The sequence below is a fragment of the Amycolatopsis sp. lyj-109 genome (assembly GCF_046548995.1).
Lineage (GTDB): Bacteria > Actinomycetota > Actinomycetes > Mycobacteriales > Pseudonocardiaceae > Amycolatopsis.
This window is the reverse complement of sequence record NZ_JAJPWR010000011.1, coordinates 242,615-259,755: the sequence shown is the minus strand read 5'-3', so window position 1 is coordinate 259,755 and position 17,141 is coordinate 242,615. Positions and strand designations below refer to the sequence as shown.

Here is a 17,141-nt window from a genome sequence, read left to right as displayed (position 1 = left end):
GATGGACAACGAGGAGAAGCTCCGCTACTTCCTCAAGCGGGTCACGGCCGATCTGCAGGACACCCGCCGCCGGCTCGAGGAGGCACAGGCCACCGAGCCGGTCGCGATCGTCGGCCTCGGCTGCCGGTTCCCGGGCGGCGTCCGCACCCCGGCGCAGCTGTGGGACCTGGTCGAGGCCGGCCGGGACGCGATCTCCGGCTTTCCCGAGGACCGCGGCTGGGAGCTCGGCTCGCTGTACGACCCGGACCCGGAGGCGCCCGGGACGTCGTACGTGCGCGAAGGCGGCTTCCTCGACGGCGTCGCGGACTTCGACGCCGGCTTCTTCGGCATCTCCCCACGCGAAGCACTGGCCATGGACCCGCAGCAGCGGCTGTTGCTGGAGACGTCCTGGGAAGCGCTGGAGCACGCGGGCATCCGGCCGCCGTCGCTGAAGGGCAGCCGGACGGGCGTCTTCGTCGGCTCCAACGGCCAGGACTACGGCACCCTCATGCTCGGCTCCGCCGAGGCCCTCGAAGGGCACCTCGCGACGAGCAACGCGGCGAGTGTCCTTTCCGGACGCGTCGCCTACGCGTTCGGGCTGGAGGGGCCGACGCTCACGGTCGACACGGCGTGCTCGTCGTCGCTGGTGGCGCTGCACCTGGCGGTGCAGGCCCTGCGGCAGGGGGAGTGCGACCTCGCGCTCGCCGGCGGCGTGACCGTACTGCCGACGCCGGGGTCGTTCATCGCGTTCAGCCGGCTGCGCGGCCTGGCCCCGGACGGCCGGTGCAAGGCGTTCGCCGAAGCCGCCGACGGCACCTCGTGGGGCGAGGGCAGCGGTATGGTCGTCGTGGAACGGCTGTCGGACGCACGCCGCCACGGGCACCCGGTCCTGGCCGTCGTGCGCGGTTCGGCGGTGAACTCCGACGGCGCGTCGAACGGCCTGACCGCGCCGAACGGTCCTTCACAGCAGCGGGTGATCCGGGCGGCACTGGCCGACGCCGGTCTGTCCACTTCGGACGTCGACGCGGTCGAAGCCCACGGCACCGGCACGACGCTCGGCGACCCCATCGAGGCGCAGGCGCTGCTGGCGACCTACGGCCAGGACCGGGAAACGCCGCTGTGGCTGGGGTCGGTGAAGTCGAACATCGGTCACACCCAGGCCGCCGCGGGCGTCGCCGGGGTGATCAAGATGGTCCTGGCGATGCGGCACGGCGTGCTGCCGCCGACCCTGCACGCCCAGGAACCCTCGTCGCGGGTGGACTGGTCGGCGGGGGCCGTCGAGCTGCTCACCGAGCGCCGCGAGTGGCCGTCGGACCGGCCGCGCCGGGCCGCGGTCTCCGCGTTCGGCATGAGCGGCACCAACGTGCACACGATCCTGGAAGAGGCGCCGGCCGAGGACGCGCCTGCCGCCGGGCCCGACGAGCCGGGCCGGGTCGTGCCCTGGGTGGTGTCGGCCCGGTCGCCGGAAGGTCTTCGCGGACAGGCCGCCGCGCTCGCCGGCGTCGACGGGCCCATCGGGGACATCGGGCTGTCGCTGGCCACGACGCGGTCCGCGTTCGACCACCGCGCGGTGGTCCTCGGCGACCGCCCAGGGCTGCTCGCCGGGCTCGCGGCGCTGGCCGAAGACCGCCCGGCACCCGCCGTCGTCAAGGGGACGGCCGCGGCGGGCAAAGTCGCGATGGTGTTCCCCGGCCAGGGCTCCCAGTGGGCCGGGATGGCCGTCGGCCTCCTCGCCGAATCGCCGGTGTTCGCCGCGCGGATGGCCGAGTGCGCGGTCGCCTTGTCGTCCTTTGTGGACTGGTCGCTCACCGAGGCGATCAGTGACGCGGCCCTGCTGGAACGCGTCGACGTCGTGCAACCCGCACTGTTCGCGGTGATGGTCTCGCTGGCGGAACTCTGGCGCTCCCACGGCGTCGAGCCCGCGGCGGTCGTCGGGCACTCGCAGGGGGAGATCGCCGCCGCGGTCGTCTCCGGTGCCCTGTCGCTCGAGGACGGCGCCCGCGTGGTGGCGTTGCGCAGCCAGGCGATCCTCGCGCTCGCGGGCGGCGGTGGGATGGTCTCGATCGCCGAGTCCGCCGACGCGGTCACGGCCCGGATCGCGCCCTGGGGCGAGCGGCTGTCGATCGCCGCGGTCAACGGCCCGTCCGCGGTGGTCGTCTCCGGGACGCCGGACGCCCTCGACGAACTGATGGCGTCCTGTACCGACGTCCGCGCGAAGCGGGTCCCCGTCGACTACGCCTCGCACTCGCCGCAGGTGGAACGGATCCGCGAACGCCTCCTCGAGGTCCTGGCCCCGATCCGGCCGCGGCCGGCCACGACCGGCTTCTTCTCCACGGTCACCGGCGCCTGGCTCGACGGCACCGAACTGGACGCCGGGTACTGGTACACCAACCTCCGCCGCCCGGTCCGGCTCGACACCGCCGTGGCCGCGCTGACGGACCAGGGCTTCCGCACGTTCGTCGAAGCTTCGCCGCACCCTGTGCTGACCATGGCGATCGGCGGCGAGGACGTGACCGCGTTCGGCTCGCTGCGCCGCGAAGAAGGCGGCCTCGCCCGGTTCCACACGTCGCTGGCCGAAGCCTGGGTGCACGGCGCCGACGTCCGGTGGGACGACGCGTTTCCCGGCGCCCGCCGCACCGAACTGCCGACGTACGCGTTCCAGCACGAACGCTACTGGCCGCGGCTGGTCGCCGCCGGCGACGCGAGCGGCCTCGGCCTGGTCTCCGCCGGGCACCCGCTGCTCGGCGCGGTCGTGTCACTGGCCGGCTCGGGCGGCACGGTTCTCACCGGCAAGCTCTCGCTGCACAGCCTGCCGTGGCTGGCCGACCACCGCGTGGGCGGGGAAGTCCTGCTCCCGGGCACGGCGTTCGTCGAGCTCGCGCTCCGCGCCGGCGACCAGGCCAGGCGCCGCACCCTGGACGAGCTGACCCTGGAAACCCCGCTGGTCCTGCCCGCCCAGGGCGGCGTGCACATCCAGGTCTCGGTGGCGGAGGACGGCGAACTCGCGATCCACTCCCGCCCGGACGAGTTCACCCCGTGGACCCGCCACGCCACCGGCCTCCTCACCGAGGCGTCGCTTTCACGTGAAAGCGACGCTCCCGAGGCGTCACTTTCACGTGAAAGCGACGCTTCCGAGTGGCCGCCCGCGGGGGCTTCGCGGGTGGAGGTGGCCGGTTTTTACCCGGCTATGGCGGACATCGGGGTCGACTACGGCCCGGCCTTCCGCGGGCTGCGCGCGGTGTGGACCCGCGGCTCCGACGTCTTCGCCGAGGTCGAGCTGCCCGAGCCGCTGCGAGCCGAGGCGGGCCGGTTCGGGCTGCACCCGGCGTTGCTCGACGCGGCCCTGCACGCGGCCGGGTTCGGCGCGCTGACCGCGACCGGCGACGGGCCGAAACTTCCGTTCGCGTGGAGCGGCGTCTCCCTGACCGCGTCCGGCGCGACCGCGCTGCGAGTGGTGCTCACCCCGGTGTCCGCGGACGCCGTCGCGCTGACGCTGGCCGACGGAACCGGCGCTCCGGTCGGTGCGGTGCGGTCGCTGTCGCTGCGGAGCCCCGCCGAGGCCTCGCCCGCGGCGGACGTGCTCTTCGAGGTCACCTGGCCCGAGCTCCCCGCCACCGAGCCGAGCCGCGAGTTCACCGTGTTCCGGGTCCCGGACGGCCCGGTGCGGGCAGTGACCGCGGCGGTCCTCGAACGGCTCCAGGAGTGGCTTGCCGCCGAAGGGCTCCTGGCCCTGCACACCACGGGCGCGGTCTCGGTGGGCGGCGAGGACAGCCCGAACCTCGCCGCCGCGGCCGTGACCGGCCTGGTGCGGTCGGCCCAGACCGAGCACCCCGGCCGGTTCGTGCTCGTCGACGCCGGCGAGGTCCCGGCGGAACTGCCGATCGGGGAACCCCAGCTGGCCCGGCGCGCGGGGAAGTGGCACGTTCCCCGGCTGGCCCGGCTGTCCACTTCGGACAGTTTGCCGGCCTGGGGTGACGGCGCGGTGCTGATCACCGGCGCGGCCGGCCTGCTCGGCGGCCTGATCGCCCGCCACCTGGTCACCCACCACGGCGTCCGGCGGCTCCTGCTGCTGTCTCGCCGCGAGCCCGCGGACCTCGCCGGCGAACTCACCGCGCTGGGCGCCACCGCGACGGCCGTCGCCTGCGACGTCGCCGACCGCGCGCAGCTGGCCGCGGTCCTGGAAGGGCACCGCGTGTCGGCGGTCGTCCACGCGGCCGGCGTGCTGGACGACGGCGTCGTCGAATCCCTCACCCCGGAGCGCCTGGCCGCGGTCCTGCGGCCCAAGGCCGAGGCGGCGCGCAACCTCCACGAACTCACCTCGGACCTCTCGGCCTTCGTCCTGTTCTCCTCCTTCGCCGCCACCATGGGCGGCGCGGGCCAGGCCGGCTACGCCGCCGCGAACGCGTTCCTCGACGCGCTGGCCCAGCACCGCCGCGCCCACGGCCTGCCCGCCGTCTCGCTGGCCTGGGGGCTCTGGGCCGAAGCCAGCTCGATGACCGGCCACCTCGCCGAGGGTGACCGCCACCGGATGGCCGGCGCGGGCATGACGCCCCTGGACACCGAACTCGGCCTGGCGCTGTTCGACCGGGCCGTCGCCGCGGACCGGGCGGTGCTCGCGCCGGTCCGGCTCGAACTCGCGGCGCTGCGCCGTCAGCCGGTGCCGCCCGCGCTGCTCCACGGCCTGTTGCCGCCCGCCCGGCGGCAGGCCACGGCCGCGACCGGCCGGTCTTCGTTCGCCGGGCGGCTGGCCGGGCTGGGCGCGGAGGACCGCGTCCGGCAGGTCCTCGACCTCGTCCGCGGGCTCGTCGCGGGCGTGCTCGGGTACGCGACGGGCGCCGCCGTCGAACCGGCGCGCGCCTTCAAGGAACTCGGCTTCGACTCGCTGACCGCCTTGGAACTGCGCAACCGCCTGGCCGCCGAGACCGGGCTGCGGCTGCCGGCGACGCTCGTCTTCGACCACCCGACCCCGCAGGCGCTCACCCGGTACGTGGTCGAGCGGGTGTCCGGCGACGCCGCGCCGGTGGTGGTGCGGGAGCGCCGGGTGGCCGGCGACCCGATCGTCGTCGTCGGCATCGGCTGCCGCTACCCCGGCGGGGTCCGGAGCCCGGAGGACCTCTGGGACCTCGTCGCCGCGGGCCGCGACGCGGTCGGCGGTCTCCCGGCCGACCGCGGCTGGGACGCCGACGCCCTCTACGACCCCGACCCGGACCACCCGGGCACCAGTTACGCTAAGGAAGGCGGGTTCCTCTACGACGCGGCCGAGTTCGACGCGGGCTTCTTCGGCATCTCGCCCCGCGAGGCGCTCGCCATGGACCCGCAGCAGCGGCTGCTGCTGGAGACGTCGTGGGAGGCACTGGAACGCGCGCACATCGATCCGGAGTCGTTGCGCGGCAGCCGGACCGGCGTGTTCACCGGCGTGATGTACTCCGACTACGCGTCCCGGCCGCTCGCCGTGCCCGCGGGCGTCGAGGGCTTCCTCGGCACCGGCAGCTCGGCCAGCGTGGTGTCCGGCCGCGTCGCGTACGCGTTCGGCCTCGAAGGGCCGGCGATCACCGTGGACACGGCGTGCTCGTCGTCGCTGGTGGCGCTGCACCTCGCGTGCCAGTCGCTGCGGCAGGGCGAGTGCGACCTCGCGCTGGCCGGCGGCGTGACGGTGCTGTCGACGCCGGGCGTGTTCATCGACTTCAGCCGGCAGCGCGGTCTCGCCGCCGACGGCCGGTGCAAGTCGTTCGCCGACGCGGCCGACGGCACCGGCTGGGGCGAGGGCGCCGGAATCCTCGCCGTGGAGCGGTTGTCCGACGCCCGGCGGCTCGGCCACCCGGTGCTCGCCGTGGTCCGCGGGACGGCGGTGAACTCCGACGGCGCGTCGAACGGCCTCACCGCGCCGAACGGGCCGTCGCAGCAGCGGGTGATCCGCGCCGCGCTGGCCGGGGCCGGGCTGCAACCGTCCGAAGTGGACGTCGTCGAGGGGCACGGCACCGGCACGACGCTGGGCGACCCGATCGAGGCGCAGGCGATCCTGGCGACCTACGGTCAGGACCGCACCGGGGACCGGCCGCTGTGGCTCGGCTCGCTGAAGTCGAACATCGGGCACACGCAGGCGGCCGCCGGGGTGGCGGGCGTGATCAAGATGATCATGGCGATGCGGCACGGCGTGCTGCCCGCGACCCTGCACGTCGACGCTCCTTCGTCCCATGTGGACTGGACGGCCGGTGCCGTGGAGCTGCTGACCGAGGCCCGGGAGTGGGCTGCCGACCGGCCGCGGCGGGCGGGCGTGTCGTCGTTCGGCGTCAGCGGGACGAACGCGCACGCGATCCTCGAACAGGCGCCTTCGCCGCCGGCCGCCCCGGAACGCGACGAAACCGGTGTGCTGCCGTGGGTGTTGTCCGGCCGCGGGGAAGCGGCGCTGCGGGCGCAGGCCGCCCGGCTGCTGGACGTCACCGCGCACCCGGCCGACGTCGGGTTGTCGCTGGTGTCGTCGCGAAGCCGGTTCGCGCACCGCGCCGTCGTCCACGGCACCACCGCCGAGGAGTTGCTGAGCGGGGTCTCCGCGTTGGCGGCCGGCCGGCCCGCGCCGAACGTCGTCACCGGACGCGAACGGCCCGGCCGGCTCGCGGCCCTGTTCACCGGGCAAGGTGCGCAGCGGATCGGCATGGGCCGGGACCTCCACGCCCGCTTCCCGGCCTTCGCCGCCGCCTTCGATGCGGTGCTCGCGCACTTCGACCCGAAGCTGCGCGAGGCCTTTTCCGACCCTGAGCTGCTCGACCGGACCGAGTTCACCCAGCCCGCGTTGTTCGCGGTCGAGGTCGCGCTGTTCCGCCTGGTCGAGTCCTTCGGCGTCCGCCCCGATTTCGTGGCCGGGCATTCGATCGGGGAGATCTCGGCCGCGCACGTGGCCGGGGTGCTCACGTTGGCGGACGCGTGCCGCCTGGTGTCGGCGCGGGCGTCGCTGATGCAGGCGCTGCCCGCCGGCGGGGCGATGGTCTCGATCGCCGCGGCCGAGGCCGACATCGAGCTGACCGAGGGCGTTTCCGTCGCCGCCGTCAACGGCCCGGCGTCGGTGGTCATCTCGGGCGAGGAGGCCGCGGTGCTGGCGATCGCGGCGAAGTTCCCGAAGACCAAGCGGCTGAAGGTGAGCCACGCGTTCCACTCGCCGCTGATGGACCCGATGCTGGCGGACTTCCGGGCGGTCGCGGAAACGCTGACCTACCACCCGGCCGAGATTCCGGTGCTCTCGAATGTGAGCGGTGCTCTCGCTTCGTCGTTCACGGCGGAGTATTGGGTGCGGCACGTTCGGGAGGCCGTCCGGTTCGCCGATGGTGTGTCCACTTTGGACGCGGCCGGGGTCGGGGTGTTCCTGGAGCTGGGTCCCGACGGCGTGCTCAGCGCGATGGTCAGGGAAACCCTCGGTGCGAACTGTGTCGCCGTACCGGTGTTGCGGCGCGACCGCTCCGAAGAGAGAGCACTGCTCTCTGCTTTGAGCACTGTTCACGTCCACGGTGGCGAGGTCAGCTGGGTGCCGTTCTTCCCCGGTGCCGCCCGCGTCGATTTGCCCACCTACGCCTTCCAGCGCAGCCGGTACTGGCTGGACATGATGTTGCCGGACACAGTGCTGCCGGACACAGTGCTGCCGGACACAGTGCTGCCGGAGACGGTGGCCCCCGAACCGAGCGACGCGCCGGAGGCCGAGCCGATCGCCGGGCGCCTGGCGAACCTCCCGGCCGCCGATCGCCCGGCGTGGCTCCTCGACTGGGTCCGGGCGGAAGTCGCGGCGACGCTCGGGCACCCGTCCGCCGACGCGGTCGAGCCGGAGTCCGCGTTCGCCGAACTGGGGTTCACCTCCCTCGGCGTCGTCGAGCTGCGCAACCGGATCAGCGCGGCGACCGGCCTCGAGCTGCCCGCCGCGCTGGTCTGGGACTACCCGACGGTCGGCGAGCTGGCCGGGCACCTCCTGGCCACCGTCCCGGCGGCCCCGGCCGAGGCGAGCGGCTCGCTGGGGACGCTGCACCGAACGGCCCGGGAAACCGGCCGCACGGCCGAGTTCCGGACGTTCCTCGGCGCGGCCGCGCAGTTCCTGCCCGCCGCACCGTGGACGCCGCGGCTGCGGCGCGCGACGACGGGCGCGTCCCGGCCGCTGCTGTTCGCGTTCGGCACGCTCACCGGCTCGACACGGTGGTGCGAAGACGTCACCGCGCGCTTCGACGGCGTCCGGGAGACCTGGCTGGTGCCCGCCCCGGGCTTCGACGGCGAGACACCCGCCCCGGCCGACCTGGACACGCTGGTCACGACGGCCGCCGACGCGATCCGCGCCCAGGCGGACGGCGAACCGTTCGTCGTGCTCGGGTCCGGCTCGGGTGCGCTGCTCGCCGCCGTCGTCGCGGACGCCGCCGGCGCGACCGGCGTGGTCCTCGCCGACCCGGCGGAGGTCGAGTTCGACGAGCTGCCCGAGACGGCGACGGACGCCGAGCTGACGACCGTCGGCGCTTACCTGCGGCTGTTCGGCGCAGTGGGTGCCGACCCGCGAGTGCCCGTCCTCGCCCTGAAACCGGGGGACGACGTAGGGGACGCGGCCCGGCAGCTCCACACCTGGCTGGTCGAGGAGCTGCCCGCCGCGTGCCGATGACTGGGATGATTCGGTGTCATATCTGATGTTTCGTGCACCAAACCTTGACGCCCTGATTGGAAGGATCTTTTACTAACCGGAGGTTGCCCACCCTCACCTCCGGGAGCACGCATGTCTTCACTCCGGCGCATCGCGAGCGCGGCCGCCGCGTTGGCGATCGCGGCCAGCGGTCTCGTCCTGGGTTCCCCCACGGCGTCGGCCCTCGAAAACGGCCTGCTGCGCACACCGCCGATGGGCTTCAACAACTGGAACTCGACGCAGTGCCGTGCCGAGTTCAACGAAACGATGATCAAAGGCATCGCGGACATCTTCGTCAGCAAGGGCCTGAAGGACGCCGGCTACACCTACGTCAACATCGACGATTGCTGGGCGCTGCCGTCCCGCAACTCGGCGGGGAACCTGGTGCCCGACCCGGCGCGGTTTCCCGGCGGCATCAAGGCGCTCGCCGACTACGTGCACGGGAAAGGCCTGAAGTTCGGCATCTACACCAGCGCCGGCACGAAGACCTGCAACACCGCTGGCTTCCCGGGTGCGCTGGGCCACGAGCAGCAGGACGCGAACCTGTTCGCCTCCTGGGGCGTCGACTACCTGAAGTACGACAACTGCAACAACCAGGGTGCCGACGCGCAGCAGCGGTACAAGGCGATGCGCGACGCGCTCGCGAAGTCCGGCCGCCCGATCGCGTACTCGATCTGCGAATGGGGGCAGAACAAGCCGTGGAACTGGGCCGAGCCGGTCGGGAACCTGTGGCGCACCACCGGTGACATCTCCGACAAGTGGTCGAGCATGATCGGCAAGGCGCAGACCAACCGCGGCCTCGCGCAGTACGCCGGCCCCGGCCACTGGAACGACCCCGACATGCTGGAGGTCGGCAACGGCGGGATGACCGCGGCGGAGTACCGCACGCACTTCAGCCTCTGGGCGATGATGGCGGCGCCCCTGCTGATCGGCAGTGACCTGCGCAAGGTGTCGGACGACAACTTCGCGATCCTCAAGAACACCGACGTCATCGCGCTCGACCAGGACCCGCTGGGCAAGCAGGCGACCGTGCTGAGCGCGAACGCGGGCCTCGTCGTCTACAGCAAGGTGCTGGCGAACGGCGACCGCGCGGTGGCGCTGTCCAACGAAACGGCCGCGACGGCGACGATCAGCACGACGGCGTCCGCCACCGGGATCGGCGGGGCGTCCTCGTACTCGCTGAAGGACCTGTGGAGCAAGGCGGTGCGCACCACCACCGGCACGATCAGCGCGTCGGTGCCCTCGCACGCGACGGTGCTGTACCGGGTGTCCCGTGCCGGCAGCTCGACGCGCTACGAAGCCGAGGCTGGTTCCGTTTCGGCGGGCGGCACGATCGACGCGAACCACGCGGGCTTCTCGGGGACCGGCTTCGCGAACGGCGCCAACGCCGTCGGCAGCTACGTCGAATGGCAGGTCACCGGACCGGCGGCCACGCTGACGTTCGGCTACGCGAACGGCACGACGGCGGCGCGCCCGGTGGACATCTCGGTGGACGGCACGGTCGTTGCCGCGGCCGTCCCGTTCCCGGCGACCGGCGCCTGGACGACGTGGAGCACGGTCGCGCGTCCGATCGGCCTGGCCGCGGGTGCGCACACGGTCCGCCTGACCGCGACGACCGCCGACGGCCCGGCGAACCTCGACTACGTGGACGTTTCCCCGTAGTTCGCTCGCAGCTCAGGCCCGGAGCAGTCCTACGACGGCTGCCCGGTGCAGGTCCCCGACGGCGCAGCTCACCTGGCCGAGCTGCGTTCGTCGTAGGCCTCCCGGGCGGCGTCGACCTTCCCGAGGTTGCCGGACCAATCGGCGAGGGTCGCGAACAGGGGACCGAGGCTGCGGCCGAGCTCGCTGATCTCGTACTCGACCCGCGGCGGGACCTCGGCGTGGTAGGTGCGCACGACGAGGCCGTCGCGCTCCAGCTGCCGAAGCCGCTGGGTGAGCACTTTCGGCGTGATCGTGGCGATCCGGCGCTGCAGTTCGACGAACCGCTGCCGGCCGTACTCGTGGAGTGACCACAGGATGGGCGTGGTCCAGCGGCTGAAGACGATGTCGACCACCGGGGCGATCGGACAGGCCAGCTCGGGAGTGGTCTCGGTCACTTTTGCGCCTCCAGCCAATACTTTCCTCTAGGTACCTACTATACGTCCGAATGTAGCGTCGTTCCCATGATCATGGTTGTGGGAGCGACGGGAAATGTCGGGGCACCGCTGGTGCGGATGCTGTCCGAGGCGGGCGAAGAGGTGACGGCGGTGTCCCGCCGGATCGCGCTGGCACCTCCGGGAGTCGTTGTGCGGCAAGGAGATCTGGCCTCACTGGACTTCGGGGGAGGGGTGGCGGCGTTCTTGATGGTGCCTCCGGGGTTCCAGGGCTCGTTGGAGCCGGTGCTGGCCCGGGCACGCGCGGCGGGGGTCGAACGGGTGGTGCTGCTGTCGTCCCAGGGCGTGGGGACGGGCCGTCACCCGGCGGTGTTCGAGGAGGCGGTGCGGTCCTCGGGTCTGAAGTGGACGATCCTGCGTCCGGCGGGGTTCGCGTCGAACGCGTTCCAGTGGGCGGAAAGCGTCCGCGCCGGACGCGAGGTCGCTGCCCCATTCGGTGACGTGGCCCTGCCGGTGATCGACCCGGAGGACATCGCTTCGGTGGCGGCAGCGGCGCTGCTTTCCCCGTCGCACGAGGGCAAGACGTATGTACTGACCGGTCCGTCCCCGGTGTCCCCGCAAGACCAGGCGGCGGCGATCGGCGAGGCGGTGGGGGAGCCGGTGCGGTTCGTCCCGCAGACGCGGGAGGAGGCCCTTTCCGCGCTGCTGGGCTTCATGCCACCGGAGGTGGCGGAGTCGACGCTGGCCATCCTCGGCACACCGACGCCGGAGGAGCAGCGGGTCAGCCCGGACGTCTCGCGGGTGCTCGGCCGCCCGCCGCGTCCGTTCGCCGAGTGGGCGTCCCGGTTCGCGGGGGCCTTCAAGTGACGACGCTGGCTCATCGTTCCTCCGGCGCCGGTTCGCCGGTGGTGCTCCTGCACGGCAATCCGACGTCGTCCTACTTGTGGCGCAACGTGATGCCGTCCCTGCCGGGGTGGCGGCTGGCCCCGGACCTGATCGGCATGGGCGATTCCCCGCGGCCGGACATCGCGTACACGTTCGACGACCACGCCCGCTACCTGGACGAATGGTTCGACGCCTTGTCGTTGACCGACGTGGTCCTGCTCGGCCACGACTGGGGTGGCGCGCTGGCGGCGGACTGGGCGTCCCGGCACCCGTCGCGGGTCCGGGCATTGGCGTTCACCGAAGCGGTCTTGAAGCCGATGACGTGGGAGGAGTTCCCACCGGCGGGCGCGGAGCTGTTCCGCGCGATCAAGACGCCCGGTGTGGGGGAATCCCTGGTCACCGGCTTCCTTTCCGGCCTCCCGCCGGAGTACGCGACGACGCACCACCGCCCGCTCCTGCAGTGGGCCCGCTCGTTGCCCCTGGGCGGCGAGCCGGCCGCGGTGGTGGCCCGGATCGAGGCGTTCGGCCGCTGGCTGGCGTCCTCGGTGGAGATCCCCAAGCTGCTGGTGACCTTCGAGCCGGGCTTCGACACGATGCTGACGCCGTCGATGGTGCAGTGGTGCGCGGCGAACTTCGCCTCCCTGGAGGTGGTGAGCCGTCCGGAGAAGGCCGGCCACCACACCCCGGAGGACCAGCCGGAAGCGCTGGCCGAGACGGTGGCGGCCTGGCTGGCGGGATTGCCCTCAGCGTGAGTCGGCTGCCTTGTCGCACGGGCTGACCCGGTACAGCCGGTACGCGCCGGCCTGGTCGATCTGGCGGAACCCGGCCGACGGCGCCGGGTAGGCGGTGCCGTCCCACATGGTGCCCTTGGCGATGTGGTTGCTCAGCAGGTAGCGGACCTGGAGCCGGTTGACGATCTCGCACACCTGCGGGTCGGTCGCCGCCTGGTTGAGGTGCTTGGCCAGGTACACCTGGTCCGGCGTCAACCGGCCCAGGTTGAGCTGCGGGAACAGGACCTGCCGGCGGGTCATGGCCTGCACGGCCGGGCTGCCGTTGTACGGCATCTGGGCCACGATGGTGCCCGGCTCGGTCCGCTGGCCGATCCGCGTGAACAACGCGTACTCGTCCGGGGTCACCAGCGGAGTGGCCTTGGGGTACGCGGCCAGCACCCGGTTGCGGTGATCGGCGAAGTGCAGGCCGCCGGTCACCAGCAGCAAGCCGGCCACGACGAGGATCGGTGCTGCGGCGGACCACGTGCGTTGCCGGCGCAGCACGACGACGTCCCACGCGAACCGGCCGCGCACCACCGAGACGATCGCGAGCACGCCGATCACCGCGAGCGGGATGCCGGTGATCGGCAGCATGGCGGCGAGCCGGTGGGAGTCGGTGTACCAGAATCCGGTGAAGAGGCGCCGCGTCGCGCCGGGCACTCCCGCGGCGAGCACGTACAGGCCGCCGGAGATGGCGTGCCCGGCCACCAGCCAGCGGCGGGAGCGCTGCCGGAGGCACGAGACGGCACCCACGATCACCAGCGCGGCCAGGACCCAGCCGGCGCTGTGGTTGTTCGTCGCCCCGGTCAGCACCTCGCCGAGCGCCTGCGAAGGCGATTCGAAGGGCGACGAGTCCGAGCTTTTCGGCCCCGCGAACACGTCCCACTTGACGACCACCAGCCAGTACGCCGGTGCGGCGAGCACGAGGGGCGTGGCGAACAGGACAGCGAGCGCCCGTCGGCCGTCCCGGTGCCGCCGGACGGCGGCCCGCGCGAGGCTGACGGCGACCATGGGGACGGTGATCGCGGCCAGGCTGATCACCGCGTTCGGGTGCGCGATGCCCACCCCGGTCAGCAGCACCGGCGCGAGCAGCCAAGCCCGGCCACGGCCGATGACGTCGTCCTTGGCCAGCCCGGCCATCGACACCACGACGGCCACCCCGGCCGGCACGAGGGCGAGTCCCAGCAGGTTGGGCCAGAGGATGCCCCAGCCGAGCAGTTCCCAGGGGAACGTGCCGAACGCGACGCTGAGCAGCCCGGCGAGTGCCAGTGCCGGGCGGGCCGGCCCGGCCAGCTGCCGCATCAGCAGGACACAGCCCAGCGGCCAGACGACCAGCGCGATGGTGACCGACTGGATGTTCGCCGCGGCCGGCACCGAGATACCGGTGATCAGGACGAGCAGCGACCCGAGGTCGTGCCAGCCCGCGGGGTAGAACCCGCGGACGCGGCCGGGTACGCCGAGGGTGTCGATCCAGAAGGTGGACGCTTCACCGGTGTTGAGGATCGTGGCGATGGCGTTGTAGTGGAACGACGAGTCGTCGGTCTTGAGCAGTTCCTCGGGGCTGCTGATCGCGGCACGCACGGTGAGCACACCGAGCACCAGGGCGACGGCCAGCCCCGCCACGGCGGCGGCGAGGACCGGCAGGCTGTCACCGGCAGCGGGCCGCGGCAGACGTTTGCGCAGGGGCAGGACGACGCCGCCGAGCACCACTGCCGAGCCGGCGAAGACGAGGAGCACCAGCGGCACCGACCACCGGATGCCGAGTTTCGACGCGACGATCGCCGTCGTGGCCACCACGGCCACCACGACGACGGGGGCGAGCGCCACCATCGCCAGCCGCCGCAGCCCGAGCAGATAGGTGAGGGGTAGTCCGGGTAGGACGAGCAGTGCTCCGCACAGCAACATCGTCGGCGCAGCGGAAAGCCACGACATGGTCGAACCCCCTCGTACGAACTGCAGTCACCCGGCCGAAATCGGCGGGTTCTGGTGACGTCATCGCCGGTGGGTCGCAGAAGGTTACGACACCGGCGTGAATTGTGGAATTCGCAGAAAATATGCGAACAGAGCGGTGGAATCCGTAAGGCTGGTTCGCGAAGATCGCCGTCGGAAATCGAGGAAAAACGGCGACCCGGACCGTCGTGGCGACCTGCATGGGCGCGGCGAAGCCGGGTGAGGTGACGTCCGAGCAGGACTGGCGCCCACCGGAGATCCCCTCTCTCGGCACGAGGGTGGTCGTTCTGCGCACGTCTCCTTCCGCTCGACCGCGCACCTTCACGCGGTTCAACCCTGAACACGCCCGACCCCGGCGGTGGGTTGAGTGCGTGTGGAAAGAAACAGTGGAGATGTCGGCATCGAGCTGCCCGGCTCGATGCCGATCAGCCGGACGGCGACACCTCCAACCTCAGACTGCGTTGCCACTGCAAGGCAGCCTGCCGAAGATTCTCCTACTGCAACAAGGGAACCAAATGGAACAGCACGAAGAGGGTGCCGGTGACGGCCACCGCGCTGTGAGGAAGCTGCCAGGCTCTCCGAAGTTGCCGATGACCTGGTTGCACGCATGCGTCGCCGGGCCAACCGACGGCACCAGCCGGGCGGGGAGGCCCACCCAGGGCAGCAGGTAGCACGAGGTCACTCAGGCGCTGGGGTTGCTGGCCGAGGCGGTCAAGGGCACGACTGACCTGAGCAACGCCGTGACGAAGACGGCCGGCGACCTATCCGCCTACGCCAAATCCCTCGGCGGGGAGACGACCGAAGATCAGGTGACAGGTCGACCGTCGGGGCCGCCTGCGGCGACATCGCCGGCGACCAAGACGGACGCCACGCTCGCTGCGGCTCGTACGCGCAGCAGTCGTCAGGGTGCTGAGCGCACACTGGCGTGAAACCCGCCTATGGTGGTCGACATGCTCGACGCGTCCTAATATCACACAGCGTCACAGAACATCACCCGAAATGTCTCATGCGCCCCTTCGGGCACTCTGTTCTTCCGAGATTTTCGCGGATCCTACCCGAAAAATATGGATTTTATCAACTTGCCCGACTTCTCCTTGATAGGCTGATTGCAGCGATATCTACCTGGGTGTCGCCGTGATAGACCGAAAGGGTTCAATAGTGAATAGTGTCGAGGTTCTCGCGGTCAAGCAAATCCCTGCCAGTGGCGGCGTCCTGACAAATCTGGATCTGGCGACCAAAATGAGCCCGGTCTGTTGCACTGCCGTGACCGCCGAGTTTGCACTCGGTCTGGCTCAGCGTGCGGTATCGGTTTGCAATACAGAGGCGGCGCGTTGGTGGGCTGCTCGAGCCGCTCAGCATGCGGCCGGCGGCTTCCAGGTGCCGGAGGGGATGGATTCAGGTAGCGCTCCTGGTGGCAATTTGGCGGCTGGCGAGCTGATTGCATTTCGTTCGTCCGTCTACTGATCAAGGTAAGCACTTGAATTGCTCGTCTATTTGGTGGAGGCGGGTTCGTTCGCAATGCTCGCGTAGCTCGAGATGATCTTGCTGTGCGAGTGAGGCTGCGCAGCCTGATCGTGGCTGGGCCGGGGTGTCGGGTGCTGGCTGGCTTCGTGCGCTTCTTGGCGCGATAGGCGTTGTGAAGCAAGTGTTTCACCGCGCGGGGACAGGTGCGGTGCCGTCGAGTCGGGAGGATTTTGCCGACGATGTCGGCTAGTCGCGCGTCTGAGGTTCGTTGACGGGTGGCGGGGGAGGGATCTCCCGCGCCAGCTCCGGCACCGTGCCCGGACGTCTGATGCCGCATCCTCCAGCCGGCGCCCATGGCGGCAGGCCGTCGTGACGCAAGCCACGACCCGGCTCGCCGAGAAACACCGAAGCCGGGACCGGAGGCTCCCAAGGTGACACTTACCGCGACGACCGGCCAGTCCAGGCACTGCCAACACCAGCAGCCAGTCGCATCGCCGGTCATTGGGCTGAACGGCAACCCTCGGCGTTTCCCGCCTTTGCCGATGACCTCGACGACACGCCGTTGCAAATCGACGTCAGTCAAATCCAGGCTCGCGATCTCGGAGAGTCGCCCGCCGGTGTCCCAGATCAGCCTGATGATCGCCTCGTCGCGCCGACTCATGAAGTCCTTGCCCTGGCAATCCTTGAGAACCTTCTTCATGAAGTCGGCGGGTGTGACGGGCGGCGGCTGATCCGGGACGTGCGGGGGGCTTGAGCTTTGCCATCGGGTGCACGTCGAGCTCATCTTCGTCTAGTAGCCAGACCCCCAAGCGTGGAGTGCTCGGTAGTTGTTGTGCGCGTTGCCAGCGCTTGTAGTGGTTTGGCTCGTAGTCGGCCGGTTCGGCAGGCTCCGCTGGGACCAAGGCGAGCCATGCGGTGGAGTCCTCGACGTTCGGGGGCTCTTGTTCTCGGCTTCGAGTGTCATAGCCACTCGTCGATCAGTGCTTGCCAAGCTGGAGGGGTTGGCACGAGGACTCGGTTGCGCATGTCCACACCTTCAAATAGGAGTGTCACCAAGCGCTGTGCTAGCTCCCGAGCCGGATCCGCCGACACGAAAAAGGGCTGAACCCGCAGGTCCAGCCCAGTCCGTCGGGATGACAGGATTTGAACCTGCGACCCTCCGCTCCCAAAGCGGATGCGCTACCAAGCTGCGCCACATCCCGGCACACCCCCAGGGGGGGGTGTGCGATCAGCCTAGCGGGTCACGCTAAGCTGGCTTCGCACCCGGGTACCTCTGGGGGCACGCGGGTGTAGCTCAATGGTAGAGCCCTAGTCTTCCAAACTAGCTACGCGGGTTCGATTCCCGTCACCCGCTCAACG

At 71.3% G+C, this 17,141-nt stretch carries 6 protein-coding genes, 2 tRNA genes and 1 pseudogene; 5 read left to right on the top strand and 4 right to left on the bottom strand.

Features of this window, described 5'->3' with window-relative positions; genetic code table 11:
• Positions 1-46: 46 nt before the first annotated feature.
• Positions 47-7,918 (top strand): annotated as a pseudogene (locus ACLJQF_RS25625) (SDR family NAD(P)-dependent oxidoreductase); the annotation flags it as partial.
• 795 nt (positions 7,919-8,713) lie between these two features.
• Complete coding sequence (locus tag ACLJQF_RS25620; protein ID WP_410612234.1) at positions 8,714-10,282, top strand: carbohydrate-binding protein; 1,569 nt, start codon at positions 8,714-8,716, stop codon at positions 10,280-10,282.
• Positions 10,283-10,350: 68 nt separating this feature from the next.
• Here ACLJQF_RS25620 and ACLJQF_RS25615 read toward each other — a convergent pair whose 3' ends face one another.
• The gene (locus tag ACLJQF_RS25615) at positions 10,351-10,716 is read right to left on the bottom strand and encodes a winged helix-turn-helix transcriptional regulator (protein ID WP_410612233.1); all 366 of its coding nucleotides are present in this window, start codon (positions 10,714-10,716) and stop codon (positions 10,351-10,353) included.
• 66 nt (positions 10,717-10,782) lie between these two features.
• Between ACLJQF_RS25615 and ACLJQF_RS25610 the strand changes: the two genes are divergently transcribed.
• On the top strand, positions 10,783-11,580 hold the full coding sequence (locus ACLJQF_RS25610; protein WP_410612232.1) for an NAD(P)H-binding protein: 798 nt from the start codon (positions 10,783-10,785) through the stop codon (positions 11,578-11,580).
• The gene (locus ACLJQF_RS25605; protein WP_410612230.1) at positions 11,577-12,350 is read left to right on the top strand and encodes an alpha/beta fold hydrolase; all 774 of its coding nucleotides are present in this window, start codon (positions 11,577-11,579) and stop codon (positions 12,348-12,350) included. Before ACLJQF_RS25610 ends, ACLJQF_RS25605 begins: the two co-directional genes overlap by 4 nt.
• Here ACLJQF_RS25605 and ACLJQF_RS25600 read toward each other — a convergent pair.
• From ACLJQF_RS25600 to ACLJQF_RS25590, 3 genes are all read right to left on the bottom strand, one after another.
• Positions 12,342-14,300, bottom strand: a complete 1,959-nt coding sequence (locus ACLJQF_RS25600; protein ID WP_410612228.1) for a DUF6541 family protein — start codon at positions 14,298-14,300, stop codon at positions 12,342-12,344. The genes ACLJQF_RS25605 and ACLJQF_RS25600 overlap by 9 nt on opposite strands.
• Positions 14,301-15,501: 1,201 nt before the next feature.
• Positions 15,502-16,482 carry a tyrosine-type recombinase/integrase gene (locus ACLJQF_RS25595; RefSeq protein WP_410612226.1) on the bottom strand — a complete coding sequence of 327 codons (981 nt, stop codon included), beginning with the start codon at positions 16,480-16,482 and terminating at the stop codon, positions 15,502-15,504.
• Positions 16,483-16,910: 428 nt separating this feature from the next.
• A tRNA-Pro gene (locus tag ACLJQF_RS25590) sits at positions 16,911-16,984 on the bottom strand.
• Between the two features lie 81 nt (positions 16,985-17,065).
• Here ACLJQF_RS25590 and ACLJQF_RS25585 point away from each other — a divergent pair.
• A tRNA-Gly gene (locus tag ACLJQF_RS25585) sits at positions 17,066-17,136 on the top strand.
• The last annotated feature ends 5 nt before the right edge of the window (positions 17,137-17,141 follow it).